Here is a 25117-nt window from a genome sequence, read left to right on the forward strand (position 1 = left end):
GAAGAAGCACGAATGGAGTAATGAGGCAAAAAGAGATGGCACGACTTATCGTTCTATGGGTTGCTGGGGTAATGGCATTTGGGCTTTGTACCGCCGCCTGGGCCGATGCACCGCCCTCCAACGCTCCCGCTCAAAATACCTTGAAGCCCTCAGCGCCTACGTCCGCCCCCGCAGAGGCAACGGCCAACGCCGGTTTCGTTCCTATCAACGGGCTGACACGGGTGAAAGATATCGCGAACCTACAGGGGGTACGAGGAAACCAGCTCATCGGCTACGGTCTTGTCGTGGGGCTGGAAGGCACCGGCGACGGACAGACCACCCAGTTTACGCAAGCCTCGCTGGTAAATATGCTGCGACGCTTTGGAATCGATGTGCCTGCCTCGACCGTAATGGTCAAAAATGTGGCGGCCGTTATGGTGACAGCCGACTTGCCTCCTTTCGTGAAGCCGGGTAGCCGCATTGATGTGGTGGTCTCCTCGATGGGCGACGCCAAATCGCTACAGGGGGGCACGCTTCTACAGACGCCCCTGCGTGCCGCCAACGGCCAAATCTACGCGGTAGCGCAAGGCCCTATTTCCATCGGGGGCTTTAACTATGAGGCGGGCGGCTCCAAAGTGCAGAAGAACGATGTCAACGTGGGGCGCATACCCGGAGGAGCCTATGTAGAGCAGGCCGTGCCGATGTCGCTAAGCCAAGATGGCACCACATTGGAGTTCACCCTGCAATCGCCAGACTTTACGACGGCAAGCCGTATGGCCAACGCCATTCGCCAGCAGCTCAATGTAAGCACATTAGCGGAGGATGGTGCCACCGTGGAGGTGGTGGTACCGAACCAATGGCGGCAGAACCTCGTGGGCTTCATCTCCAAAGTGGAAGAGGTGACCCTCACGCCGGATGTGGTGGCGCGAATCGTGGTGGATGAGCGCACCGGTACGGTGGTGATAGGTGGCAATGTGCGGCTTGGCACCGGGGCTGTGGCGCACGGCGATATCAATGTAGAGGTGAGCAATACGCCTGTGGTGGTGCCGCCCCCTCCCTTTTCGGTCAACCCACCGCCAGCTACCGTGGTGCCGTTGAAGAGCACCCAAGCCACCGAGCATGGTGGGCAGCTCGCCGTTATTCCGCAAACAACAACGGTAGACCAGCTCGTGCATGCCCTCAATGCGCTAGGAGTGACTCCGCGCGACCTCATCGCCATTCTCCAAGGCATGCGTGCGGCCGGCATGATCCAGGCCGAGATAGATATTCAGTAAGGAGTGCCATTATGGATACAGTGTCCTCGCCAACATCGGCTGTTTCGACGACGCAGGGAGCTACCCCTCTACAGCAACAACAGGCGCGACTGAAGAAAGCGACGCAGGAGTTCGAGGCGCTCTTTCTCACCACACTGCTGCGCCCGACTTTGAAAGAGATGGTGGGCGGCGATTCGCTTTCTGACAACAGCTATGAGATGGGCTACTACCAAGATATGATGGAGCATCGCCTTGCCGAAGTGCTCGCCAAGAACGGTGGTTTAGGCCTAGCAAAGACGCTCTATAACGAGCTTGCACCCCATCTTCGTGGGGTGAGCACCAACGCGGAAAGGAAGAAGTAGCCACCAATGCCGACAACATCCCCTGGACACTTGGCAACAAGCCTGCGTAAGGTGCTGCAACGCCAACTTGTGCTGTCGCAGCAACTGCTCGAACTTGCCAAAGAGCAGAATGCCGCACTTGTGAAAAACGATATCGCCCTGCTGCAGCAGTTGAATGAGCGACAGCAGACCTGTCTAAGCGAACAAGAGGCGCTCGAGCGCACCCGTGTGGAGATCGCGTGCAAGTTGGGCAAGGCGTTTGGGCTAAAAGGGGTTCCGCCGCTGCAGCAGCTCTTACCGCATTTGACAAAATCCGACCAGGAGGCGCTGCTCGCACTGCGAGGGGAACTGTTTCGCGTGCATGACGAGATAACGGCCGTGCATGAGCGCAACCGCCTACTGCTTCGTAACGGCCTCAACTACATCGTCTTTAGTTTACGCCTGCTCACTGCGGCTGCACTTCAGCCAGCCCGCTATGGAACGAATCTTAATGAAGTGGTGACACCCAGTTTTTACATAGACAGCAAGGCCTAAAGGCTTTGCATGTGTTCTCAAACTTATGGACGCACGGAAGCGTTAGGGCCAAAAACACGGTTGGCCTACATCCTTCAAGGAGAAGAAACCATGCCATCTAGCTTTTTCGGATTAGAGATCGGTTATTCGGCGCTGGCCTCCAGCCAGATCGCCCTCGATGTCGTTTCGAACAACGTGTCGAACATCAACACTCCTGGCTATGCACGGGAAACGGTAACCTTCGATGAGACCGATCCGTTTACCTTGCCTGGACTCGACAGTTTCTCGCCAGGGCAACTGGGGACAGGTACCACGATCACAGCCATCAACGAGGTGCGAGATCAGTTTCTTGATCGTCAAATTTTGGCGGCCAACTCCGATCAAAGCGCCTATAACACGCTTCAGCAGGTGCTTGGTCAGGCACAAACGGCCTTCTCCGAGCCTAGCTCGAGCGGCATAGGACAGCAGCTAACAAACTTCTTTAACGCCTTTAGCAATCTCGCCGCTAATCCAGAGGACCCCGGCATTCGCGCCACCGTTGTCAACCAAGCGGTAACCCTTACCAATGCATTCCATAACGTGAGCAATTCGCTGAGCCAACTGCTACCTAACCTCAATTCGCGCATTCAGATGGATGTACAGCAGCTCAATAGCATCACAACGCAGATCGCCACTCTGAACCATCAGATCGGGGTGAGCATCGCTGCGGGGCAACATCCAAACGATCTGATTGACAAGCGTAGCGCGTTGCTTTCTCAGCTTAGCGGCTTGGTGAACCTTCAGATTGTGGACGAGGTCAACCCTCAAACCGGGCAACCTAACGGGGAGATAGATGTGCATGTGGGAGGGTTTACTCTTGTTCAAGGCGATACCGCGGAGCCGCTTTCTTATACCTCAACCTCGGTCGGCAGTGCCAACACATTGGGGCTTGTGGACTCACAAGGAAACGCCATCCCACTTTTAGGGGGTGAGATTTACGGCCTTTTGAAGGCATCGGCGATGGTTCAGGGCTATCAGAGCCAGCTCGATACCCTTGCCTATAACCTCATCAACGCGGTGAATAGCATCCATCAAACGGGCATGGGGTTAGATGGCTCTACCGGCACCCTCTTCTTCTCTTCACCGCCTCCCCCTCCAGGTACCGGTGCGGCCGCCTCTATCTCGGTGAATTCGGCTATTATCGCCGACCCTCAAAAGATCGCAGCGGCCTCGGTTCCCACGCCACCCAATCCACTCGCACCAGGAAACGGGGATGTGGCAAGCCAAATTGCCAACCTGGCTAACACGGCCGTTATCGGCGGCGCCTCGTTAAACGATTACTATAATGCGCTGATATCCACGATTGGCTCGGACACGCAGACGGCGCAATCGCAAGCCAATAACCAACAGCAGATCGTCTCGCAGTTGCAAAGTCAACAACAGTCGGTTTCGGGTGTGAACCTGGATGAGGAGCTAACCAACATGCTGCAGTACCAGCGAACCTACCAGGCGGCGGCACGGGTGATCAATATGGCCGATGCCTTCCTAGATACCATCATCAACGGGCTTGGTGCCAACAGCACTCCGGTGGCCGCCTAATTTTTTCCGATAATCTCTAGGGACAGACGGCATGGAGGCCGTTTTCTGTGGAACCGTTCGGGCGATTCGCCCCTCTGAAAGGAGTCAGGACCATGCGAATTAGCACACAACAGATCGTACAAGATACCATTCTCGGCGTAGAAGACGCCTACTCGCGCTTTGGCGTGGCGGAAAAACAGGTAAGCACCGGCAAGCGGATCAATCAGCCTTCCGACGACCCGGTGGGCACAGGTGAGGTGCTGAAGCTGCAACAGCTTAACTCGCAAATTAATCAATATAATAACATCATTGACCTCGCCGTGAACTTCCTCTCCACCACCGACTCAGCGCTAAGCAGCACCAACAATCTGCTGCAGCAAGCGCGCACCATCGCTTTGCAAGCGGCTAACAGCAGCCTAGACGATTCGGCACGGGCAAACTTGGCCAATCAAATAGGCCAGATCATCACGCAGGTCATCAGTTTGGGCAATAGCAGCTACGAGGGACGCTACATTTTTGCTGGTCAGCGCACGAAAACGGCGCCTCTCGCGCAAACGCCATCGGGATTTGTGTATTCCGGTGGTTCGGCAGCCACCGGGGATGGGAACATAAGTCTCGATGTCAATGTGGGCGAGTCGGTGACGATCAACGTTACCGGTGACCAGGTATTTATGCCGATTCTAAGCACTTTGAAGTCGCTGCAGGACGACATCGCAAACGGGCAGCTCTCCACCATCTCCAATGTGGATGTGGCCAACATAGATACGCAATTGGGCAATCTGTTGAGCGTGCGCGCAGGTGTCGGTGCCAAAATAGACATGCTGAACGGGGAAAAACTGCGGAACGAACAGGTTTCTATCGGCAATACCAGCCTGCTCTCTCAAGTGCAGGACACGGACATGGCGCAAGGAATGGTAGACCTGCAGACCGCCCAAACGGCCTATCAGGCGGCATTAATGGCCACGGCCCACACCTATCAGTATAGCCTGCTGGATTTTCTCAGATAGGCCTGAGAACCTAATTCTACAATGAAAGCGAAAAAGATGGTTATGGTACTTGATAAACAGGTTAACAATGCCGCCATATACGGCGTTTCGATGGAAGGAAAAGAGGTCGCTCAGGAGACATGTGCAACAAGCATAGCCTCTGCTACCTTATGTGTCGAGACGACCCGCTTCGGCACGTTGGAGGTTGCATCCGATCTGGTGCTCACCTTTCCCGAGGGGCTTATCGGCTTCGAGATGTTCACGCGATACACGGTGGTCTCTACGGACGATCAAGGTGCGTTGCGATGGCTACAGTCGCTGGATGAACCTGCCCTTGCTTTTCCTATTATCCAACCGGGAATCTTTCGACCGGACTATACGCCCACCATCTCGGATCAAGATGCACGCTTCTTAGGGCTTACACCGGAGATACCGGCGTTGGTTTTCGCCGTGGTGACGGTGCCACCAGGACGTCCCCGCGAGATGACGGCCAATCTGCTTGGCCCGCTGGTGATCAATCCATTAACGCGCGTGGGCAAGCAGGTGATCGTGCAGGATGAGCGGTATAGCACAAAGCATTATATTATGGAGGAGATTCTGCAAAATCTCACCGGAACCAACAGACCTTCTAGCGCGGTGCCCAGCCCCACCAAATCGCGTAAAAGGCGCCAGCGCATCGCTTAAAAGCGTTTGTGCTTTCGTGCGAGTGCGCCCTGACCCTCGACGGGGTTGGTGGCGACAGCATGCTCGAAAGGGATAAGGACTAGATAGAGGCATCCTCGGGGCTAGCGAAGAGAGCAGAACCCAATGAAGGCTCTCTTCGCTAGCCCCATCTTCTTTTTTTGCTCCTATATTCCCAAAACGAAGAACAAACCTCTTCTTCCCGACGTACCGAAAAGGGAGAACCTAGCTTCCCTAGAAGCGGAGAAGCCTCTCTACGTTAACAAGGTTGCGAAGGAGCCATGGTCATGTCGGAAGCCATTGAGGTGATCAATCCCTATACGGGGACGTGCGTGGGAAAGGTACCGCGTGGAGGTGCTGCCGAGGTAGACGCAGCGGTGCGTCGTGCGAAGGAGGCTATGCAGGCGATGCGCAACATGCCGTTGCATCGGCGCGCTGCCATTCTCAAGAAAACGTCGCAGTTGCTCCAGGAACGCGCCGAGGCCTTCGCCCAGCTCATCACACAAGAGTCGGGAAAAACCATTCGCGAGACGCGGGCCGAAGTTGCAAGAGCGGCGGCTATCTTTGAATATGCGGCGGAGGAGGCCCGGCGTCTGCATGGAGAGACTTTACCTTTTGACGCTTTCCCGAACGGAGAGAACCATATCGGTTTCTACCTTCGTGAGCCGGTTGGCATTGTAGGTGCCATTACGCCTTGGAACGTGCCTCTTGCCTTAGCCGCACATAAGATCGCACCGGCCTTGGCTTCTGGGAACTGCGTGGTGTTAAAGCCGGCAGAACAGACCCCCCTCAACGCGCTGCGTCTTGCCCAAGCTCTCCGGGAGGCGGGGCTTCCTGAGGGGGCTTTGGAGGTAGTGACCGGCTATGGTGAAGAGGCTGGCGATGCTTTGGTAACCCATCCTGATGTCGGTTTTCTCTCCTTCACCGGCAGTCGTGAAGTTGGGATAGGACTGCCCGCAAGAGCCGGCTATAAGCGTGTAGCCCTAGAGCTAGGCGGCAACAGCCCAATCATCGTAACCCAGAGCGCTGATATCGAGCGGGCTGCAGAGGCCATTGTACGAGGCGGCTATGCGGTGGCCGGTCAACTGTGCATCTCAGTTCAACGCATTTTGGTGCACCGCACTGTCCGCGAGGTGCTTCTCGAAAAGCTAATCGCTCGCATCCGTCAGCTTCGGTTAGGTGATCCGCTGGATGAGGCTACCGATGTGGGCGTGCTCATCTCTAAAGAGGCTTGTGATCGCGTGGAGAAAGCCGTTCAAGAGGCTGTGCAGGCCGGGGCCAAAGCAGCCATCGGAGGGAAACGCATTGGCCCTGCCGCTTTCGAGCCGACCCTCCTGACTGATGTTCGACAAGACATGCCGATTGCCATCAACGAGGCCTTTGCCCCGCTCACGCTCCTCATCGAGTTCGACACGTTGGACGAGGCCATTGCCATGGCCAATGCCACTCCTTATGGCCTGAATGCTGGCATCTATACACGAGATATTGAGGAAGCTCTAAGTGCTGCAAACGCGATCGTGGCCGGCTCAGTGATGATCAATGAGGTGCCTACTTTCCGTTCCGATCTCATGCCCTATGGTGGTCGTAAGCAGAGCGGATTAGGGCGTGAAGGGGTGCGTTTCGCCATGGAGGAGATGACGGAGACGAAGGTGGTCTGTATCCAAAGGCTTATCTAAGAGCGTCTTGCGTAGGCAGTGGGTTAGGAACGGAGGCGGCGCCTGCTATAACACCCTGCTTGTGGGGTAAGATTCTAAAGCGCAGTGATGTTGAAATCGTCACTTTGCGTTGCCATGCGAACAGGGTAGGAACTGTTGGAATGGCTCTAGAGCGAAGGAGAGCTGAGGATGATCACAAAACAGCAGCTTATGGAGGCACGACAACGAGCTCTGGAGTACCTTTCTCGTGCCGGCATCGTTCTCACCCCGGAGGAACAGGAGCGCATTGAGGTGGCCGATTTCGGGTTGGGTGACCTCGAACATACCGGTTTAGAGCTGATCACTTATGTTAACACCTCGCGTTGCTGTGCAAAGGAGCTTGTGCTGTTCCCACGGCAAACATGTCCGGAACATCGCCATCCGCCGATAGGGAGTGACCCAGGAAAAGAGGAGACGTTCCGTTGTCGGTGGGGGGAGGTCTATCTCTACGTCCCTGGGGAACCGACTCCCCAACCTCATGCCATGCCGCCAAAGGGCCGAGAGCCTCACTACACCGTATGGCATGAGATCGTGCTGCGTCCTGGCGAACAGTACACCATTCCCCCCAATACTTTGCACTGGTTTCAAGCCGGTGAAGAGGGAGCCGTCGTCAGCGAGTTCTCAACGACGAGCCGGGATGAGTTCGATATTTTTACCGACCCACAGATCGAGCGGATAACGCGAGTGGTCTAAGCGAGGGTGAACATCTTCGATGAGAGGAGAGAGAGCCATTTTTTTACCACAGCAATGGTTCTTAGGATGTTGGTTGTTAGGCTTCATGATAGCGCCTATAGGCGCGTTCTGCCAGGTAAGCCCATCACGGACGATGCCCTCGGTCCCTCATACCGGCACTTCGGCGTCTCTAGAAGAGAGCTTTCAGCGGGCGGTTACGCTCTTCAATTCTGGTAAACTGGACGATGCGGAAGCCATTTTTCGTCGTTTGAACGCCTCTGATCCCAATAACGTGAGCGTTGTCACCTATTTAGGGCTCATTGCACTCCGCCGGCGTGACTATGCTGGTGCCTTAGAGCCTCTCAAGAGGGCGGTGCAACTTCAGCCTAACCAGCCCGAAACGCATATCAACCTTGGAAACGCCTACGACGGTCTGAAGCGCTATACGGATGCCATCGGCGAATTTCAGCGGGCGATTGCTCTCGATCCGAAATCTGTGAGCGCCTACTACGATCTAGGTAGCGTCTACTTTGAGACCAAAGAGTATGCCAAGGCAGTGGATGCTTACCGCCGTGCGGCTAGCCTAAGCCCGAACGATCCTGAAGTTCAAAACAACTATGGTGTCGCTTTAGAGGCAGCAGGAAATCTCTCTGCGGCCGTACAGGCCTACACACGGGCGCACCAGCGCGACCCCCATAATGCGACTTATGCCCTCAATCTCGGCTTGGCGTTGCAGAAGATGGCACGTAAGGCGCAGGCAGCTCACAATCTTGACCGTGCTGGTGCCCTATGGAGGCAAGCGCGCATTGCCTTGGCCGACGCCGTGGCGCAGGAACCCAACAACTATGCTTTGCGGGAAACCTATGCCGAGGCTCTAGACGAGATGGGCGAATACTCGTTGGCGGTTCCTCAGTTCCAGAAAGCACTTGCCCTGAAGCCCGAATCGTTTCGTACCTATTTTCATTTCGGCATAACCTTGGCGCATCTTGGCCGCTATGCACAAGCGGCGCCCGTGCTGCAGCATGCCTTAAGCCTACATCCGGATGATCCACAGACGCTGCGGCTCATTGGGTTTGTTGAATATAAAATTGGGAACTATTCGGCCGCAGCGCATGCCTATCAACGCCTTACGGAACTCGATCCACACGATCTAGCGGCCTGGAATAATCTTGGAGCTGCCCTACAACAGGCGGGAGACGAGGTAGGAGCTTTTGAAGCCTTGCAAAGCGCTCTCAAGCAAGGCGATGGACCCCAATTGGCTCCATTGCATCGTGCTGTCGGGTTCTATTATCTAAAAAAGGGCGATCCGCAAAGCCTACAGAAAGCGGAAAAGGAGTACCAGACGGCCATCCAAGAGTCGCCTGACAATGCCGACGGATATAACGGCCTTGGACTAGTGGAGGAGAAGGAGGACAAATTGCAGGCGGCACTGGAAGCGTTCCAGCATGCGATTCAACTGAACCCGAAATTTGCCGATGCTTATAACAATTTGGGCGTGGTCTACGAGCGTTTAGGCAAAAAAGATCAGGCGCTGGCCGCCTATCGCAAGGCCGTGGAGATTGACCCTAAAAACCGACCAGCCAGGGCGAACCTCAAGCGTCTTTCAGGAGAAAAGTAGTCGTGCTACCCCAATGGGAATGCGGAAAGGGTGTACTATGCCTCGGACACACGGCATGGTCTCGACTCTTTAGTAAACCGGTTATCACCGCATGTCTTATCCTCTGGGTAATATCGCTAGGGCTGACGGCATCCTGCCGTGGGCCGGTTACGCCGCAAACAGCTTCTGCTTCGACGACGCAGCCCGATGTGGAGCTGTTCTATTTTGGAGAGGACTTGCTTAATCCCTCCAATTCGGGCGATGTGGTGCTGATGTGTGTGGTCTGTAATAGGGGAGATAGCCCCGTTCCAGCTAACAGCCTGCAGTTGCGTTGTCTTGCCCTATCTGGACTGGACTATACCTCCGGCGACATCACCCCTCTTCTGCCGGCATTGGCACCGCACCAGTTTGTGGTCTATCGGTGGCGTCTTGCTCCTACAGGGGAGGGGCCTATGTTGGCGGCGGCTATCCTCCAATCGGCGCAAACACCGGCGGGATGCGTGCCCGCCGTGCTCCAGATCGCCTCAACAGCCCCACCTTCTCTACAAGCGCCGCCTCACTTCGGTGCCCCGTTGCCAACACAAAAGGCACCGGCGGCGGGCGTGGATCAACGAGGGGCTTGGATAGGCGCAAACCGAGTGGGGCTACGCCTCGTACGCACACAGGACGGGCGTCCACTTCTGTTGCTCACTACGCGTAACGGTTCGGTGTGGCAGATGGCGGGCATTGTATGGCCACTCTTTCGGGTCTGCTCCGCAGAGGATGCCATAAAGCCGTGGTGGCATGCGTTTTATTGGGAGGACACCCGTGTGCAGAGCACCAAGACGAGCGCTACGCTTACCCTTATAGGTTCTGTGGGGAGGCTTTGGCGTGCGGAGATGAGCTTTACGGTTCAGCCGAACACAACCGCAGTGGCCTGTGCCCTCCGACTAGTTGCGCGCGCCAATCTGCGGGTGCACGCGTTGCAGCTGCCTCGGCTGTTTATCCCAAACACGTTTTCACCTCCACCGGCCAACGGCACGCCTTTGGTTCTTACCCAAGACGACCCTAGTCCCCTTGGACAGACGCCTCTTATCGCGGCCTATCATTACGGCTTCGTAACCAGCGGCATTGTCGCTTCTGTGGCACCGTTGGCCAACTTGCAATGGGAGTGCCATCAGGGCAGCGCCGCCGATGTCTCCATTATCGCCCCCGAATGGAAGGCCAACGGCGACGATCCACTCGTTCTTGCAAAGGCCTCGCTCGTGGTAAACTTTCGGCTTTTTACCCTCGCACCTAGTCTCACGATTAGCGATGCGTTGCGCTTTCAGACTCCGTAAACGACTACGCCTAAGGGCGGCTCTGCTCTGGCACGACAGACGAAACTGCCTCCAAGAAGTATGGCCGTTTACAGCGGCTCGGCTAGCAATAGAGCCGGCCGCGATCCTATCCGCTAGCCCTGCCAAGCCGGAGGATATGCCAACAGAGAGAGGATTCCTGTGTCTTGCGATTTCTCTTTCGTACCATGCCTGTAAGCCAAACGGGTGCGAGGGTAGGAGCACAGGGCCCTGCGCCTCTACTTAACAACGTGGGAGGGCGCGCTTCCTCCGCGCGCACATTTATGCATGAAGATACGCTGTTTTGCTAAAATCAATCTTACGCTCGATGTATTCAGCAAGCGGGCCGATGGCTATCATTCGCTTGCCACTGTCATGCAGAGCATTGCACTGCATGACCTACTTGCGTTGTCGCCCTCGGAAGTGCCCGGCATTCACTTCATGTGTGAGGCACCCGATCAGATAGATGTTCCGGCCGATTCGAGCAATTTGGTTGTTCGGGCGGCGCATCTCCTTTGGGAGCGCGCTGCACAGAAGGAGTATCCCCTTCCTAGCGGTTTATCGCTGCATTTGCAAAAACGAGTGCCCTCTCAAGCCGGTTTAGGGGGTGGCAGCAGCGATGCGGCGGCGACCTTATGGGCGATGCAGCATTTTTTTCGACTTTCACTCAGTCCACAAGAGCTTCTTGAATGCGCTCAGGCACTGGGATCCGATGTGCCCTTTTTTCTGTTAGGGGGTACTGTGGTGGCCCGAGGACGCGGTGAGCAGCTTACCCCCCTTCCCGATATCCCGCCCTTTTGGTTAGTTATTGTCAAGCCAGATATCGGCATCTCTACGAGATGGGCTTATGAAGCACTCGATGCTAGGCCGGATCGCCGTTCTCACCGAGCTACAAAGCGTATGGAGGAGGCGATTCTTCATGGGGATTTTGAACGCGTGATGGCCTTTCAGTGCAATGACTTTGAGCAAGTGGTTTTTGAGGCCTACCCGCAACTGGCCTGGCTCGCGGATGAAATACGGATGGCAGGGGCTCTCCAAACTCATCTTTGCGGCAGTGGTTCCGCTCTCTACGGCGTTTTCTCCGATCAACGCGCCGCCCTACATGGTGCCGAGCTGCTCGGCAAACGCTACTCCCACGTCTACGTTACACACACCTTAACGCGCGAACGTTTCCAGCAACTACGCCTTGCGGAGGAAGAATGCTCCCTGTAGTTATTTTGGCGGGCGGTAAGGCCAAGCCGGAACTGCAAGCGGCGATAGGCGGCCCGCATCGTGCCCTTGCCGTTGTCGGCGGCAAAACCCTGTTGGCGCATGTGGTAGAGGCGATGCAAGAGGCCGGTGCAACGTCTATCTGCGTTGTGGGGGATATGCCTACGAGTTTGTCCTACCACGTTCTGCCCGATCACGGCGATTTTGTGGCGAACCTTTTGCTGGGCTGTCTTTCTTTAACGAAGAGCCTTTTGTGCTGATCTCTACATGCGATCTCCCCTTTCTTACCGGAAATGTTGTGTTGCGGTTTATGGAGGATTCTCTGCAGCTTGCAAAGCGCGAACATGCTGGTTTTATTTGGCCCGTTGTACCGGTTTCTCTCTGCTACGAGCGATTTCCACAGATACATCGTACGTCCTTACGACTAAGTGAGGGTGTTTTTACCGGCGGCAACCTAGCTCTTATTGCGCCTAAGGCACTTCTCAAGCAACAAGCACGAATCGCATCGGCCTATGCTGCCCGAAAAAGTCCTCTTCGCTTGGCGAAACTGCTGGGTGCTTCCGCCTTGCTCCGACTGCTTCTTTCGCAGACCCTCTTTCCGTCACTTCTAACCATAGCGTGGTTGGAAGCGCGCGTTTCTAACCTGCTCGGCAGTCCAGCCCGCGCACTACGTTCGGAATACCCCGAATTAGCGACCGATCTTGACAGGCCCGAAGATTTTCGCGCTCTTAAGGTGCGATAAAAGAGAGACCGGGCACAGTGAATGGAAAATAGTGCTGCCCTTATTGATCCCTATCCACTAAGCGGCATCCACTAACCACTCTCCAACAGTTACTATCTCATTTACAAGCCGCAGGCTGGTCTCAACGATTCCACTCCAAGGACCGATCTCCCTACCCCGTAAAAATTCGTGCAGAATCGCGCCGAGAACGCCAACAATAGAAGCGAGGGAATATTTACGATGAAAGGAGGTGATACCATCGTGGTAACCATTCTACCCTCGCTGCCACAACAGAGCGCCGCAGCGGTTCCAAAAGCCGCGAGCCCCAACGGCGATTCGGCAGACGTTCCATCCTTTGCCGACCACCTTCAAGAGGCTTTGCCGCAAGGTGCCGACACAGACCAAGGCACACCGAAACAGGGCACAGAAAAAACGCAGCTGCTGACGCCTGCCCAGGCCGATTCCTCCAAGCCAAGTGTGGAGGCACAAGCCGCTGAAGATGCGACCGAGCCGGCCCAGCAAGGCGTTACAAAGCGGGGGCCTGCAAAACCAGGTGCAGCGACTTCTGCCGCACCGGATCAAGTAACAGATCAGGTGTTGGCAGTGACGGCTGTCGTGCAGGCTCTTTCGCCACCCGCGGTGTTGGGTGGCACCTCTTCGGACGCAACGAACCCAAACACCGAGGCAGAAGCTGTTGGTACAAGGCCAACGTCCTTCTCCATGATACCCAACCTACCTCAAACGCACGGCATAGGCGATCAGGGTCTACGTATGACCTCGGTAGCATCAGGTCAGGAGATTCCCTCCGTCCTTGATAAGACCCCTGCAAGGCCCACCTCACCCGCGCCGGCGCTAAAGGAAGCGTCTGTAGGAGGGCCTGCCGCTGTGTCTTCAGCGATCGCATCGGCTCCACTAGCAGCGGCTTCTGAAGCTAAAGGTTATGTGCCTCTAAGCGCTGTGAATGGGGCGGAGAGCGTTGCTATACCGGCTCCAACGAGCTCTTCTGAGGCACCGGTCAACGTGAAGGTTGCTGCTGGCAGCAATGTGACATCGAGTATCGCAGGTTCTCAAGCGCAAGTTATCATGGCGACGACGGCGGTCTTCGACGGGAACGCGCAGAACGTCGCCGCAAAGCAGATCGGCGTGTCCGCGCAGTTGCATCAGGTTGCAGCAGAAGGAAACGACACCGACTCGTCGCCTACGGCGAGCGTGTTGCAGAGCGTACCTGGTGCGCAACCAGGTGTAGAAATTGCTACACAGAGTACAGAGCAGCCTAAGGCAGCTCAGGCGATATATGGGATAGAGGCATCGCATCCCGCACAAACGCTGCAAGAGGGGCTTCTTCGCAGCACCGTGTTGGGAAAGGGCTCTCTACCTCAGCAAGTCGTACGATTTTCTGGGCACCCCAGCATTGGCCTTGAGGGGGAGGGCGTCGGCCTTGAGGGGAAGGGCGTCGGCTTTGAAATGGCCAAAACCTCCACACCGAAAAACAATTCGACGGAAGGGTTAAACGCGCCTGCACCGCATGAGATCGTGGGAGGTGCGGCAGACCCGAACCTGCTCTCCACAGAGGCACTGACAAAACCGACCTCTATCGTGACAGCGCATGAGAACGTCGCCGATGTGCAGACAACGGTGCCATCTGTGGATGCATCGCCTAATTCGCAAAGCACAAGCGCCAGCGCAGACAGCAGCAACTCGACAGATGGAAACGCCGCGCAGCAACCGTGGCCCCATGCAAGCGTGACCATCCCAGCGCCGCAACAAAGCCAGCCCAACAACGTGCTAGGCTCGGCAGCTTTCTCCTCACCGAATGCCGTTGGGCTTTCGCAGGGCATACTCGATCGCGTTCAGGTAGCTCAGCAGGTGGTGCAGCATCTCGAGGCCGCTCGCTCGATGTTAGGCCGTGGCGAGATCACGTTGCGGCTAAGCCCACCCGAACTTGGCACACTGCGCATAGCGCTCAGCAGCGGTGCGCAAGGGGTAACGGCGCATCTAGTTGCGGAAACAAGTCAGGTGCAGCGCGCCCTCATGGACGAACAGCACCGACTGCATGCCGCTCTCGAAGCGCAGGGCCTAAAGGTGCACTCGCTAGAGATAAGCGCCGGTAGCACGGGCCAGCAGAATCCAGCTCCGTTCGGCGGCTCATTGCAGATGCAGCATCAGGCAAGCGGTTATTCAGGGGGGAGCTACGCTTCTGCAGGCCGTGAGAATGTCATGTCGTCCATCGAGCCGATGGAAGATGTCGGTACGGACGAAAAGCTTGGCCTTTCCACGGCGCTGTTCGTAGGTACATCTCGCCTTAACTTTTTAGCGTAACAACGACCTTAAGGTTTAGGAGATCAGACGAAAATGGCTATTAGCCCAACAACCAATAGTAGCACGACCAACAGCGTCGCAACTCAAATCGGCGCTGCCGTGCAACAGGTTCAGAACAACCAGCAGGTTAGCGAGCAGGACTTTCTGCAAATGCTTACGACCCAGCTGTCCAACCAGGACCCGACACAGCCAGTGGATGAGAACCAGATGCTAGCTCAGCTTGCCCAGTTCTCAACCGTGGAGGGTGTTAACAATCTGTTGAACTCGCAAACACAGCAGCAGGCGATCAGTCTGCTTGGGCACACGGTTCAGGCTTTAGTAAGTACCAACAATAGCCCGCAGATGGTTAGCGGCAAGGTGGTTGGTGTAAGCTGGAACGGCAGTAAGGTCTCACTGACGTTAGATAACAACACATCGGTAACACTCGATGAGATAACACAGGTCTCTTGAGGTGCCGTTATGTCTGAACCCATTCGCGTTCTGCCCGTAGGACAGGGAGTTGGTGCTCCCGACAGACCTCAGGAGAGTGCTACCAAACAGAGGACGTCGCAGCAACCCTCCTTTGCCGATCTTCTTCGCGCGCAACAGGGGATCGCACCGCTTGAGCCCACGCGTTCCAGCGGAGCACCTGAAGTGCCTGGATTGCGTTTTTCGGCTCACGCCCAGACCCGGATGCATTCGCGGCAGATCACTTTGGAAGCTCAGCATGTGGAACGGTTGCAAAATGCGGTGCAGCGCGCAGAGGGAAAGGGAGCACGTGATGCGCTTATTCTCATGGACAATATGGCCATGGTAGTAAGCATTAAAAATCGCACGGTGGTCACCGTGGTGGACCGCGATCACCTCAAGGAGAACGTGTTCACCAATATAGATAGTGCGGTTATCGCTTAGAGAGCCGCAGCAATCAGGCCGGACCGTGGATGGACACCGCGGAGGCCTGAAACACTCTCCCCGAACGATAGAGGGGAGCTATATCGTGAAAAAAAAGCGCTTAGCGCATCTATTTCACCAACAACAGGAGGTTCTATAGCAAGATGCTTCAAGCTATGTTTTCAGGCGTAAGCGGACTTCAAGTCCACCAAACCGATCTTGACGTCATCGGCAACAACATCGCCAACATCAACACGGTAGGTTACAAGGCCGGTCGCGTCACCTTTGAGGATCAGCTCTCTCAAACCATTCGTGATGCAGCCAGTCCAGGAGCCAATGTAGGCGGCCAAAATCCCGCCCAAGTGGGACTCGGTGTCATGCTGGGCTCGGTAGACACGTTACAGACACAAGGAAATCTTGAAACAACAGGGAAGAACACCGATCTCGCCATTCAAGGTTCAGGCTACTTTCTCGTCGGAGATGGAAGCACCGTCTACTACACACGAGACGGTTCGTTCGACCTCGATAGCGCCGGCGAATTGGTGAACCCGGCGAACGGAGTGAAGTTATTAGGGTATCAGGCCGATGCGAACGGCAAAGTAGATACCACCCAACCCATCACCGCAAACAGCGTTATCAAGATACCGGTAGGCACACTTACCGCTGTGAAACAGACGACGGAGGCTACCTTCCAGGGAAATCTGGACGCTTCCTCTTCGCTGCAGTCCACGACAGCTAAGCTCACAGGGAATTTAGACGTCTCTCAAACGCCCCCTGCCATCAACACCACCATCTACGACTCACTGGGCAATGCTCACACCCTGCAGGTTGCCTTCTCCAATCCCGTGTTCAACCCGACCGGAGCCGGAGTCCCCGCAGGGGCCACACAGTCCTGGAAGGTAGCTCTGACTTTGGATGGGGCTACGACCAACGCGACGATCTATGCCGTTGGAGGCAAGTTCGTTTTCGCCAATAGCTCTGGGGCGGTTCTAGGTTCCTCCCAAGTACTTAACGTTATCGGTAGTGGAGGAGCGCCCAACTTCCCGATCACGGTGGATTTCAGCGGTCTTACCGATTCCTCTAACGTATCGGCCAGTGCGAACGGTCAGAATACCCCAACCAAGATCACCTCGACCCTCATGAGCCTTTCTGGCAATATGAATCTGGATAACCCACCGGCACCTATCACGACCACGGTTTACGATTCGGCGGGCAACGCCTACCAGATTCAGACAACTTTTCTGAACCCTACCTACAACCCCACCGGTCCGAATGTACCCACCGGAGCGACGGCGGCCTATGATGTGCAGATCAAAAACCTGACGACGGGCACCACGCTCTATGATAGTACGGTGGCAGGTAACAACGAATCGAAAGCCTACTATATCCCTGGCCAGGGCTTTGTGCTGGCCAACACCACGACCGGAGCTGTTTTAGGCAACACCATCCAGTTAAGCAGCGCGCCCGGAACCTACGGGCCCAACAACACGGGAGCCCAAGTGGTGGCTGGTATGCCGCTTACCGTGGATCTCAGCAAGCTCTCTACAACGAACACCACCGGAGCTGCAGATGGCCGCACCGGTAGTCAGCCGTCTTGGTCAACGGCTGTGCAGGTCTACGATAGCTTGGGGATGAGCCACCTCATCACGTTCAACTTTACGCGAGCGCTCGTTGGTTCCGGTGCCCCGTCAAACGCTGCGGCACGGTGGGAGTGGACAGCCACGGAGAACGGGCAGGTCATCTCGAGCAGCACCAGCGCTGGCAATCAGGCGCTCTTTTTCGACTCCTCTGGCAACCTGATTGATACAAATAACCAAACGATCAATATCACGCCGACCAACGGAGCCGCACCATTTAGTGTAAGCATCAACTTCAGTAATCTTACCCAGATCGCCGGTAACTCCAGCGTGGCGGCCACCTCTCAGGATGGGGCGCCAATGGGAGTGCTTCAAAGCTTCTCCATTGCACAGGACGGCACCATTACCGGAGTCTTCTCCAACGGACAGACGCGCGTTTTGGGGCAGATTGCAACCGCCATCTTCTCGAACCCAGGCGGTCTGACGAAACAGGGACAAAACCTCTACTCGGCCTCCAGCAACTCTGGCTTGGCGCAAGTAGGGATGCCCAACCAGGGCGGGCGGGGTCAGATCAACGTGGGCTTCTTAGAGATGTCCAACGTAGACCTCTCCACAGAGTTCACGAACCTGATCATCGCGGAGAGGGGCTTCCAAGCCAACACGCGCATCGTCACCACCGTAGATAACCTGCTTCAGGATGTTATCAACCTGAAACAGGGCGGCTAGATTCTCTAACCAAGACATAAGGGGTTTCGACAAGCACGAGCTTGTCGAGCCCCTTTGAGGAGTAAAGCATGATACAAGTGACCCGTTTTAACCATACCGAACTCTACATCAATGCCGACCTCATCGAGTTCGTTGAAAGCACACCCGATACCGTTATCTCGATGGTAAGCGGGCGTAAGGTGCTCGTTTTAGAAACGCCAGAGGAGGTACGTCGCAAAATTCTTGCCTATCGGCAGGAGGTTGGACCGCTGCTTCTGCGCGCAGGGATCGTCCAGCCGGAAACCGAGCAGGAGGAGAAAGACGAAACCGTGATTTCGCCTCGCTAAGGTTTCGACACGAAAGGGAGTTAAGAAAGCAGCATGGACCTTGCAACCGTTATCGGACTCGTTTTAGCATGGGGGGCGTTGTTAGGCGCTCTGCTCATGGAGGGGGGCGAGCTAAGGGTGATGATCAATCTCCCCGCCGCGCTGCTGGTTTTTGGTGGGACCATTGGAGCCGCCGTGATCAGTTTTCGAATGAATCAGCTCATGGAAGTGCCAAGCATTCTTTCCATCGCGTTTCGAGAGAAAACGCTGGAGCTACCGGACGTTATTCGGCAGTTGGTGCGTTTGGCCGAGAAGGCGCGCCGCGATGGTCTGCTTTCACTGGAGGAGGAGAGCCGGCGCCTTCATGACCCGTTCCTAAAACGCGGCCTACGCCTCGCCATTGATGGTACGGACCCCGAGCTTCTTCGAGGGGTTTTGGAGACGGAGATACAGCTTTTGCAGGCACGCCATCGTTCTGGCGAGTCGATCTTCATTACCCTTGGCGGCTTTGCTCCTACATTAGGGATCATCGGTACCGTTATGGGGCTTATTCACATGTTGGCCAACCTCAGCGACCCGGGAAAGATGGGGCCGCTTATTGCGGGCGCTTTCATCGCCACACTCTATGGTGTTTCCAGCGCCAATTTAATCTTTTTGCCAATCGCCAACAAGTTGCGTACCCGTTCATCGGAGGAGGCGCTTGCGCGAGAGGTGATGCTAGAAGGCATTCTTTCTATTCAGGCGGGCGATAATCCGCGTCTTGTTGAGGAGAAACTAAAAGCCTACTTGGCCCCACGGCTTCGCGGTCAGGGTGCCCTTGCAGGAGCACGACGATGAATCGCACCTGGTTGCGAGGCCGAGGGCAACCCGAACATCGAGAAAATTTAGAGCGATGGCTGCTTACTTATGCCGACATGATCACCCTGCTGATGGCTTTCTTCCTTATGCTCTATTCAATGTCGGTGATGAGCCGAGGCAAGTTTCAGCAGATGGCGATCTCTGTACGACAGGGGTTCGACGGCGATAAGGCGGCAAAAGGGGTCGGTATCGGCACCGATTTAGCTGCAGAGAGAACCTACCAGCAGTACATGCAGTCCTTGCAAAAATTACGGCAGTATGTGGAACAACATCATTTGGAGGGAGCCATCCATATGAGCAACGACCGTCGTGGCATCGTGATCAGCGTGCTTACCGACGGTTTGCTCTTCAAAAGCGGGCAGGCCACCTTGCAGCCTCAGAGCCTGCCGCTGCTACACCAGATCGCGGGGCTGTTACGGGTGCTGCCAAACGATGTGGTGGTTGAAGGCCATACCGACGATCGGCCCATTCATACCCTGCAGTTTGCCTCGAACTGGGAGCTTTCTGCCGCGCGGGCTGGGGCGGTGGTGCGCGATCTGATCTCGCAGGAGGGATTGCCCATACGGCGGTTCTCGGCTGCCGGCTATGCCGATACGCGCCCTCTCTATCCTAACGATACGCCCCAGCATCGAGCGCGCAACCGGCGGGTGGAGATCGTGCTGTTGCGCACGCAGCAAGAGGCGGAAGCCGAAATGCAGCGTCAACAAGAGATCGCCCGCATTACGGACGACAACAGTAAGGTCTCTACTGCTCCCTCTAATGGGCTTCCGATCCAGCCTGCGGCCCCGTCGCGCGCGGCGGATACGGGAGCGGTTCCTTCCGAGAATAGTAATGTGGAGACAACGAATCAGGACGAGGGCCGTATAGCGGAGCCTTAAAAACTGTTTGAGGAGAATGTACGTTATGGTAGCGAAACCAGAAATGCGTCAACAAGCGGTTGAACAGGTAGAGGAGGCGCCAAAAAAGAGATCGAAGCGTCCTCTTTTGCTGTTCGGTGGATTGGTAGCCGTGTTGGTGGTTGCCCTGCTGGTCTTTCATATGATGGGTGGCAAGAAAGGTGCAGCAAAGAATGAGACCAAAAAAGAGTTGAAGGTCTCCTACTATCTGCCGCTAGATGACTTTTTGGTGAACCTTAGTGGAAGTGATGACCACTATCTGAAAGCGGGCATCACACTCGGCATGACCCAAAACATTTCGCAAGACGAGGCCAAGGACAAAACCGCCCCCATTCGGGATGCCATTATCACAGTTCTCAGCCACAAAACGCTGGCCGATGTTTCAAAGGAGGGGGCAAAAGAGGCCCTCAAGAAGGAGATTCAGGAAAAAGTGAACGAGGCTTTAAGTGGGCAAGATGTAGCGGCTGTCTATTTCACTTCGTTCGCCACCCAGTAGATTTCGGCTGAACCGTTTGCCTGCCGCCTTGCTCTGACGGCAGGCAAACGGTTAGGAATAACTGACATCTTCAATCATGTAGACAACAGTGCGCCCGTTCGGCAGGCGAACCTCTACCTGTTCTCCGGCCTTGCGTTTAAGTAGCGCTTGACCAATGGGGGAGTCGTAGGAGATACGACGATTGAGCGGATCGGCCGAGTTTGCATCTACAATCACGTACTCAATCTGCTTGCCGCTCGCGTCTACGAGTGTCACCTTAGAGCCAACGTCTATCCATCCTTTTTCCTCGACTTCTATCACTTTTGCCCGCTCCAACATCGCCTCAATCTCGGCGATCTTGCCGTTGAGAATGGCCTGTTCTCTGCGTGCCGCTTGATACTCGAAATTTTCTGAGAGATCGCCGTAGGAGCGTGCTTTACGTATGGCCTCAGCAATGCGCGCTCGTTCCACGGTGCGTAGACGATGAAGCTCTTCCTCAAGCTTTTTTTTGCTCTCTACGGTTAGAATGACCTCGTCTTTAGGCATGGACTTCCTCTACACCCCTGACGCTTACGGGAGTCGTTGGTCTTTTGGCGCACAAAAAGAGCGAAACGCCTCGGCGTATTCGCTGCTTATTAAAATACCCTAGTTGCGGCGCTGTGTCAACTTGATCTCCCTCTTACTCGTTTTATGAGAGGGATTTTGCTTGTCTGGTGTCGCCGCGGCACAATATCTAGTGTGTTTGGCCAGACGAAACACCACGTTTTTCTTGATGGAGCGCATCGAGTTGCTCAAAGATGCGCTCGGCCTCTTCCGCCTTCAATCGGCCCGATTCCACCATCTGTAAAAGGCGTAGTCGCTCTTCCCTCCTCTGAATCTCTTCTGGAGAGGGCGTGTTGAGCGACGCGGCCTTGTTAGGTGAACCGCTGAAGCGAGAGCGCAGGTTAGACTTCATTTCGTTTAAACTGCGACTTGCCATCACCCTAAAGCCGCCCCAGGCATCTCTTGCGGCGCTTCTGGCCGATTCTTTCATGTAGGCTCCGATCACCTTCATAACGGCCGGCACCAAGGCTGGTGGCACCTCTATCGTTTCGTGCGTCCCATCGGGGCGAGGTATCTCCACTTTCTGAAAGTTTTGGCGCTCATTGGTTTTTGGCTTTTCTCTAGAAGGCTCGGGCGTGCTTGATGCCGCTGGTTGTGCCTGCTGCGCCCGCTGGAGGGCCTCGATCATACGGGCGCCCTCCTCGGGCGTGAGCACCCCCTCGGCAATAAGCCGTAGAATGCGCTCTTTCTCCGTCTCAGGCATCGCTAAAAATCCTCCCTATACTGGGCTTGTGTGCTGAACGCGGGTGATGTGCACATCGCCCGACGTGGTTTGGACGTTGAGGGTCCCGGTGCCCTCGCCAAGGGTTCCTGTCCAGAGGGTTCCGGTGGCAGTTACCTCACGAGCATCATGTTCGCAACGGAGGGTTCCGGAGATGGTTCCTAAAGTGACGCGCAGATGGCTCTCTGGGGGTAGGCCGATGTCCACATCGCCGGAAACGGTGCTGGCCTGAAGCGCTCCGGAGAACGGTGTTTGAAAATCCACCGAAATATCGCCGCTTACCGACTGCGCTTGAAATCTCTCGGTGCGACCCACGTTTGCGAAGATGTTGCCAGAGACGATCTTAAGGGTTATCTGTCCGTGAACGTTGCTGAGGTAAACCTGGCCGCTAATCGATTCACAGACGATCTCCATCGGGCTTTTCGTGCCCACCTCTTCCACACGCACATCGCCAGAGACCGACTTGCATTCAAGCCGTTCGCCTTCAATGGCTTTCGCGCGTATATCACCGCTTGCCGTGTTGGCCACGAGGCCGCGCGCGATATCGGAGGCCTCAATATTACCGCTCTTCGTGGCCGCCGAGGCCGTACCACGAATCTGTTTGAGGTGAATGGAGTCCGAGTTGGTTTGTACGCGCACGTTGCCTCCGATGTCTTCGAGGGATACAGAGCCGGAGTCTGTGACAACCTCAACGGTCCCATCCACGTGCGCTATCTCCACTTTACCAAAACGCGTTTTCACATGGGTCATCCCCAGCGCACGCGGAACGGTGATTTCAAGGTCCACTGTGCCCTGATCGAAGTCCTCAGGGGCTTCTATGCGTATTTCGAGGCGAGAGTCGGTGCCGCTGATCTCCGTCTCGATGCGCTCTAGCCGATTTTTGATCTCGATTTCGTTGGGGGCCCAAACCGTGCTTTTCACCACCACCTTTGCGGGCGCATCCGCAACACCTGTGATCTTCACATCGCCAAGAGGGTTGTCAACAGACACATTCGCCCCGGATGCCAAGTAGAACTCCTGTTGCTGTGTTTCTGTGCGTTCTGGCAGATTGCTCTCGTTCTCCGGCCGCAGTGTCCCTAGTTTCGTCCAGGTGCGCATGCGTGCGACGAACGTGGAGGAGAAACGGCCGCCGCTTTTTGTGGCCAAACGCAGCTGCTCCTGAACGCGCTCGACGATCTTATCTACATCCACTTTGCTGATCGCTTTCGAGATGCGCTCGCCGAGGTCGCTAAGGCCGGCGAAAGGAGAGTGAGCGGAGCTCGTTTGCTTCTCTTCGGCTTTCTGCTCGCTTTTTGTTTGGGATTCTTTGGAGGTCTCCGAGGAGGTGGCTGTTTTGCTGCCGCCGCGCAAGGCGGCGATCAGCATTTCGGCCTCTTGTGCCGTAATTTTGCCCTCCTGCAGAAGCTCTAGAACCCGCATGACATTCTCATCCATCTTAAGGCTCCTTTCTAAGGGGCTTTGGTCGCCCCTAAATGAGTTGGCGTAACGCTTCTGCCGCCTCTGCGGCGTCTATCTCACCGTTTGCTAAAGCCTCGAGTATCTCAAGGCGCTGTGCACGAACGCTCGCCGTGGAGGACGAGTCTTCTGAAACGGAATCTCTTCCCTGAAGCCCTAACGCGACGAGGGCACTCTGAAGACGATTGCGCACTGTGGGGTAGGAGATACCCAACTCCCGCTCTACGCGGCTTAAGTTGCCCTCACAGCGCAGGAAGGTTTCAATGAAGCGCAAATGCTCTTCGGCAAGCCGGCAGAACCGGCAGCTGTCGAACGTTCCCCGCACACTGGTTTGACACTGAGGGCAGTGCAGCTCAGCTACGTGTAAGCTGTTGCCACAAACAGGGCAACGAGTAAGCAGACTCGCCATTCCCCCTCCTTACCAGAGGATTACGGAGCTATTCTACATCCGGTTTCAAAAAAAGTCAATCCAATGATTATCTTTATATGAAAATTTCTCAGCTGAAGATTGAAAGTTCTGAAGTTCGTTCACTTCCATATCCTCTGTATAGAATGCGGCAGCGCTGCGATGCCGTTTTTTACAGGTTTCCACTTTTTCAGCCTGAAAAGTATTGATTTAGATAGAAGCCACTTATTTTGTTCAATTATCGAGGTCAGCTTCATATAAAACGCCTATCTATATCTAGCAGAAGGAGATTGAACGAGAATGCGAACTGTGAATGTGCTGCTGATGCTAGCGCTCGGCGCAACGCTGTTGGTGGGATGCGGAGGTGGAGGAGCGGCCCCTTCTATTCCGTGGTGGGTCCAATTCGGGAGGTTCCGGTTCCGGAGGAGTCACTCCCGCCACACACCTTCGATCGCCTAGGTCTGGAGATACCTACAACTACACGTTGTCCGGAAAGCTGTGGGGCGTCGGAACGAATGTAAGCTATAGCTTCACGGACAGTTTGGTTGCGGGGTATAGCCAAACCAACTACAGTGGTGTAAATGTGCTGATAGCCAATTACGCGTATAATTTGAACCTGAGCAATGGCCAAAGCATTGCCGTCAATCTTCAGTTCATCGACAGCAGCGATGCAAGTGGGAACGTCATCAATTTAGCCGAAATTCAAAACGGAGCCCTGGCGACCTACAACCTACCTATCATCGATCTGCCGGCTACATGGAGCAATACGCTCTCACTCGATCAGCAAACGACCACCAGTTCCGGCGTATCCGAAGTATTTATCTTTAGCGTTGTCGGCGCCGAGAACGTGTCCACCCCGATAGGCACCTTCGCCTGTTGGAAGGTCAACTCTAGTGAGAACACTAGCACATCCACCAACACGAATGGAACGCTCTGGTACGCACCTGAAATGGGAGCTGCGCCCATTAAAATGTCTGCAACGGTTACTCTCGTCGGCAGCGATGGAAATACGTACACGATGACGCTGAACGGGGTGCTCAGCTCTACCAATGTACCCATCTCCTAAAAAATGCCGTTCCCAATGGAGAGATCGGGCGCTTTTGCGGAACTTAGAAGGCCTCTTTCTCGCATAAGATTAGGGTATAATATTCCTGACGCCTCTTTGTGAGAGATCTGAAGGGAGGGCCTATTTCGTATGGCAAAGAAGAAAGATACGTCCAAAACCAACGTTGCCGCACGCTTAGAGTCGAAAGCCCAACAGCAGGTTTGTCGCTTCTGCGGTCGCAAACCCGAAATGGTACGACAGTTGACCCCTAGCGGTAAAGTGCAGATGTTCCGCAAATGCTGTGCGGAAGCAGGCCTCGTGGCCTAGCGTGGTTTGGAACGT

Annotated in this window: 27 protein-coding genes; 23 read left to right on the top strand and 4 right to left on the bottom strand. The window is 55.4% G+C overall.

Going from position 1 to position 25117, the window contains the following annotated elements; all coding sequences use genetic code 11:
- Positions 1-35 precede the first annotated feature (35 nt).
- The 21 genes from CCALI_RS10230 to CCALI_RS10330 all read left to right on the top strand — a co-directional run bounded on the left by CCALI_RS10230 (position 36) and on the right by CCALI_RS10330 (position 20566).
- Positions 36-1253, top strand: a complete 1218-nt coding sequence (locus tag CCALI_RS10230) for a flagellar basal body P-ring protein FlgI (protein ID WP_016483412.1) — start codon at positions 36-38, stop codon at positions 1251-1253.
- Positions 1254-1264: 11 nt separating this feature from the next.
- Complete coding sequence (locus CCALI_RS10235) at positions 1265-1594, top strand: rod-binding protein (RefSeq protein ID WP_016483413.1); 330 nt, start codon at positions 1265-1267, stop codon at positions 1592-1594.
- 6 nt (positions 1595-1600) lie between these two features.
- Positions 1601-2107, top strand: a complete 507-nt coding sequence (locus CCALI_RS10240) for a flagellar protein FlgN (protein ID WP_016483414.1) — start codon at positions 1601-1603, stop codon at positions 2105-2107.
- 90 nt (positions 2108-2197) lie between these two features.
- Positions 2198-3664, top strand: coding sequence for a flagellar hook-associated protein FlgK (flgK, locus tag CCALI_RS10245; RefSeq protein WP_016483415.1), 1467 nt, complete (start codon positions 2198-2200; stop codon positions 3662-3664).
- A 92-nt stretch (positions 3665-3756) separates the two neighbouring features.
- Positions 3757-4650 carry a flagellar hook-associated protein FlgL gene (flgL, locus tag CCALI_RS10250; protein ID WP_016483416.1) on the top strand — a complete coding sequence of 298 codons (894 nt, stop codon included), beginning with the start codon at positions 3757-3759 and terminating at the stop codon, positions 4648-4650.
- Between the two features lie 42 nt (positions 4651-4692).
- A complete protein-coding gene (gene fliW / locus CCALI_RS10255; protein ID WP_075060780.1) occupies positions 4693-5313 on the top strand; it encodes a flagellar assembly protein FliW in 621 nt (206 codons plus the stop codon).
- 284 nt (positions 5314-5597) lie between these two features.
- Positions 5598-6986, top strand: a complete 1389-nt coding sequence (locus CCALI_RS10265; RefSeq protein ID WP_016483418.1) for an aldehyde dehydrogenase family protein — start codon at positions 5598-5600, stop codon at positions 6984-6986.
- A 168-nt stretch (positions 6987-7154) separates the two neighbouring features.
- Positions 7155-7697 carry a D-lyxose/D-mannose family sugar isomerase gene (locus tag CCALI_RS10270; protein ID WP_016483419.1) on the top strand — a complete coding sequence of 181 codons (543 nt, stop codon included), beginning with the start codon at positions 7155-7157 and terminating at the stop codon, positions 7695-7697.
- A 133-nt stretch (positions 7698-7830) separates the two neighbouring features.
- The gene (locus CCALI_RS10275) at positions 7831-9294 is read left to right on the top strand and encodes a tetratricopeptide repeat protein (RefSeq protein WP_044949117.1); all 1464 of its coding nucleotides are present in this window, start codon (positions 7831-7833) and stop codon (positions 9292-9294) included.
- Between the two features lie 2 nt (positions 9295-9296).
- The gene (locus CCALI_RS10280; protein WP_016483421.1) at positions 9297-10592 is read left to right on the top strand and encodes a hypothetical protein; all 1296 of its coding nucleotides are present in this window, start codon (positions 9297-9299) and stop codon (positions 10590-10592) included.
- A 285-nt stretch (positions 10593-10877) separates the two neighbouring features.
- On the top strand, positions 10878-11801 hold the full coding sequence (ispE, locus tag CCALI_RS10285) for a 4-(cytidine 5'-diphospho)-2-C-methyl-D-erythritol kinase (RefSeq protein WP_016483422.1): 924 nt from the start codon (positions 10878-10880) through the stop codon (positions 11799-11801).
- Positions 11789-12058, top strand: coding sequence for an NTP transferase domain-containing protein (locus tag CCALI_RS15320; protein ID WP_052572395.1), 270 nt, complete (start codon positions 11789-11791; stop codon positions 12056-12058). Before ispE ends, CCALI_RS15320 begins: the two co-directional genes overlap by 13 nt.
- Positions 12052-12540, top strand: coding sequence for a hypothetical protein (locus CCALI_RS10290; protein WP_052572398.1), 489 nt, complete (start codon positions 12052-12054; stop codon positions 12538-12540). The genes CCALI_RS15320 and CCALI_RS10290 overlap by 7 nt, the downstream gene beginning before the upstream one ends.
- 219 nt (positions 12541-12759) lie before the next feature.
- Positions 12760-14838 carry a flagellar hook-length control protein FliK gene (locus CCALI_RS10295; RefSeq protein ID WP_016483423.1) on the top strand — a complete coding sequence of 693 codons (2079 nt, stop codon included), beginning with the start codon at positions 12760-12762 and terminating at the stop codon, positions 14836-14838.
- A gap of 33 nt (positions 14839-14871) precedes the next feature.
- Entirely contained in the window at positions 14872-15288 is a 417-nt protein-coding gene (locus CCALI_RS10300; RefSeq protein ID WP_016483424.1) for a flagellar hook assembly protein FlgD, read from the top strand.
- Positions 15289-15297: 9 nt separating this feature from the next.
- The gene (locus CCALI_RS10305; protein WP_016483425.1) at positions 15298-15729 is read left to right on the top strand and encodes a TIGR02530 family flagellar biosynthesis protein; all 432 of its coding nucleotides are present in this window, start codon (positions 15298-15300) and stop codon (positions 15727-15729) included.
- A gap of 143 nt (positions 15730-15872) precedes the next feature.
- Complete coding sequence (locus CCALI_RS10310; RefSeq protein ID WP_016483426.1) at positions 15873-18011, top strand: flagellar hook protein FlgE; 2139 nt, start codon at positions 15873-15875, stop codon at positions 18009-18011.
- A gap of 68 nt (positions 18012-18079) precedes the next feature.
- On the top strand, positions 18080-18337 hold the full coding sequence (locus CCALI_RS10315; RefSeq protein ID WP_016483427.1) for a flagellar FlbD family protein: 258 nt from the start codon (positions 18080-18082) through the stop codon (positions 18335-18337).
- Positions 18338-18370: 33 nt separating this feature from the next.
- A complete protein-coding gene (locus CCALI_RS10320) occupies positions 18371-19153 on the top strand; it encodes a flagellar motor protein (RefSeq protein ID WP_016483428.1) in 783 nt (260 codons plus the stop codon).
- Positions 19150-20052 (top strand): flagellar motor protein MotB, encoded by a 903-nt coding sequence (locus CCALI_RS10325; protein ID WP_016483429.1) that lies wholly within the window; start codon positions 19150-19152, stop codon positions 20050-20052. The genes CCALI_RS10320 and CCALI_RS10325 overlap by 4 nt, the downstream gene beginning before the upstream one ends.
- 25 nt (positions 20053-20077) lie before the next feature.
- Positions 20078-20566 (top strand): flagellar basal body-associated FliL family protein, encoded by a 489-nt coding sequence (locus CCALI_RS10330; RefSeq protein WP_016483430.1) that lies wholly within the window; start codon positions 20078-20080, stop codon positions 20564-20566.
- 51 nt (positions 20567-20617) lie between these two features.
- On the opposite strand, the gene greA is transcribed toward CCALI_RS10330, so the two are convergent.
- From greA to CCALI_RS10350, 4 genes are all read right to left on the bottom strand, one after another.
- Positions 20618-21091 carry a transcription elongation factor GreA gene (gene greA / locus CCALI_RS10335; RefSeq protein WP_016483431.1) on the bottom strand — a complete coding sequence of 158 codons (474 nt, stop codon included), beginning with the start codon at positions 21089-21091 and terminating at the stop codon, positions 20618-20620.
- Positions 21092-21278: 187 nt separating this feature from the next.
- A complete protein-coding gene (locus CCALI_RS10340) occupies positions 21279-21851 on the bottom strand; it encodes an SHOCT-like domain-containing protein (RefSeq protein ID WP_016483432.1) in 573 nt (190 codons plus the stop codon).
- 15 nt (positions 21852-21866) lie between these two features.
- Positions 21867-23303 (bottom strand): DUF4097 family beta strand repeat-containing protein, encoded by a 1437-nt coding sequence (locus tag CCALI_RS10345; protein WP_016483433.1) that lies wholly within the window; start codon positions 23301-23303, stop codon positions 21867-21869.
- A gap of 34 nt (positions 23304-23337) precedes the next feature.
- The gene (locus CCALI_RS10350) at positions 23338-23733 is read right to left on the bottom strand and encodes a DUF2089 domain-containing protein (RefSeq protein ID WP_016483434.1); all 396 of its coding nucleotides are present in this window, start codon (positions 23731-23733) and stop codon (positions 23338-23340) included.
- Between the two features lie 361 nt (positions 23734-24094).
- On the opposite strand from CCALI_RS10350, the gene CCALI_RS10355 reads away from it, so the two are divergent.
- Positions 24095-24796 (top strand): TapB family protein, encoded by a 702-nt coding sequence (locus CCALI_RS10355; RefSeq protein ID WP_016483435.1) that lies wholly within the window; start codon positions 24095-24097, stop codon positions 24794-24796.
- A gap of 129 nt (positions 24797-24925) precedes the next feature.
- Entirely contained in the window at positions 24926-25102 is a 177-nt protein-coding gene (locus tag CCALI_RS16190) for a hypothetical protein (protein WP_016483436.1), read from the top strand.
- Positions 25103-25117: the final 15 nt, after the last annotated feature.

Source organism: Chthonomonas calidirosea T49, from assembly GCF_000427095.1.
In the GTDB taxonomy this organism is placed as follows: domain Bacteria; phylum Armatimonadota; class Chthonomonadetes; order Chthonomonadales; family Chthonomonadaceae; genus Chthonomonas; species Chthonomonas calidirosea.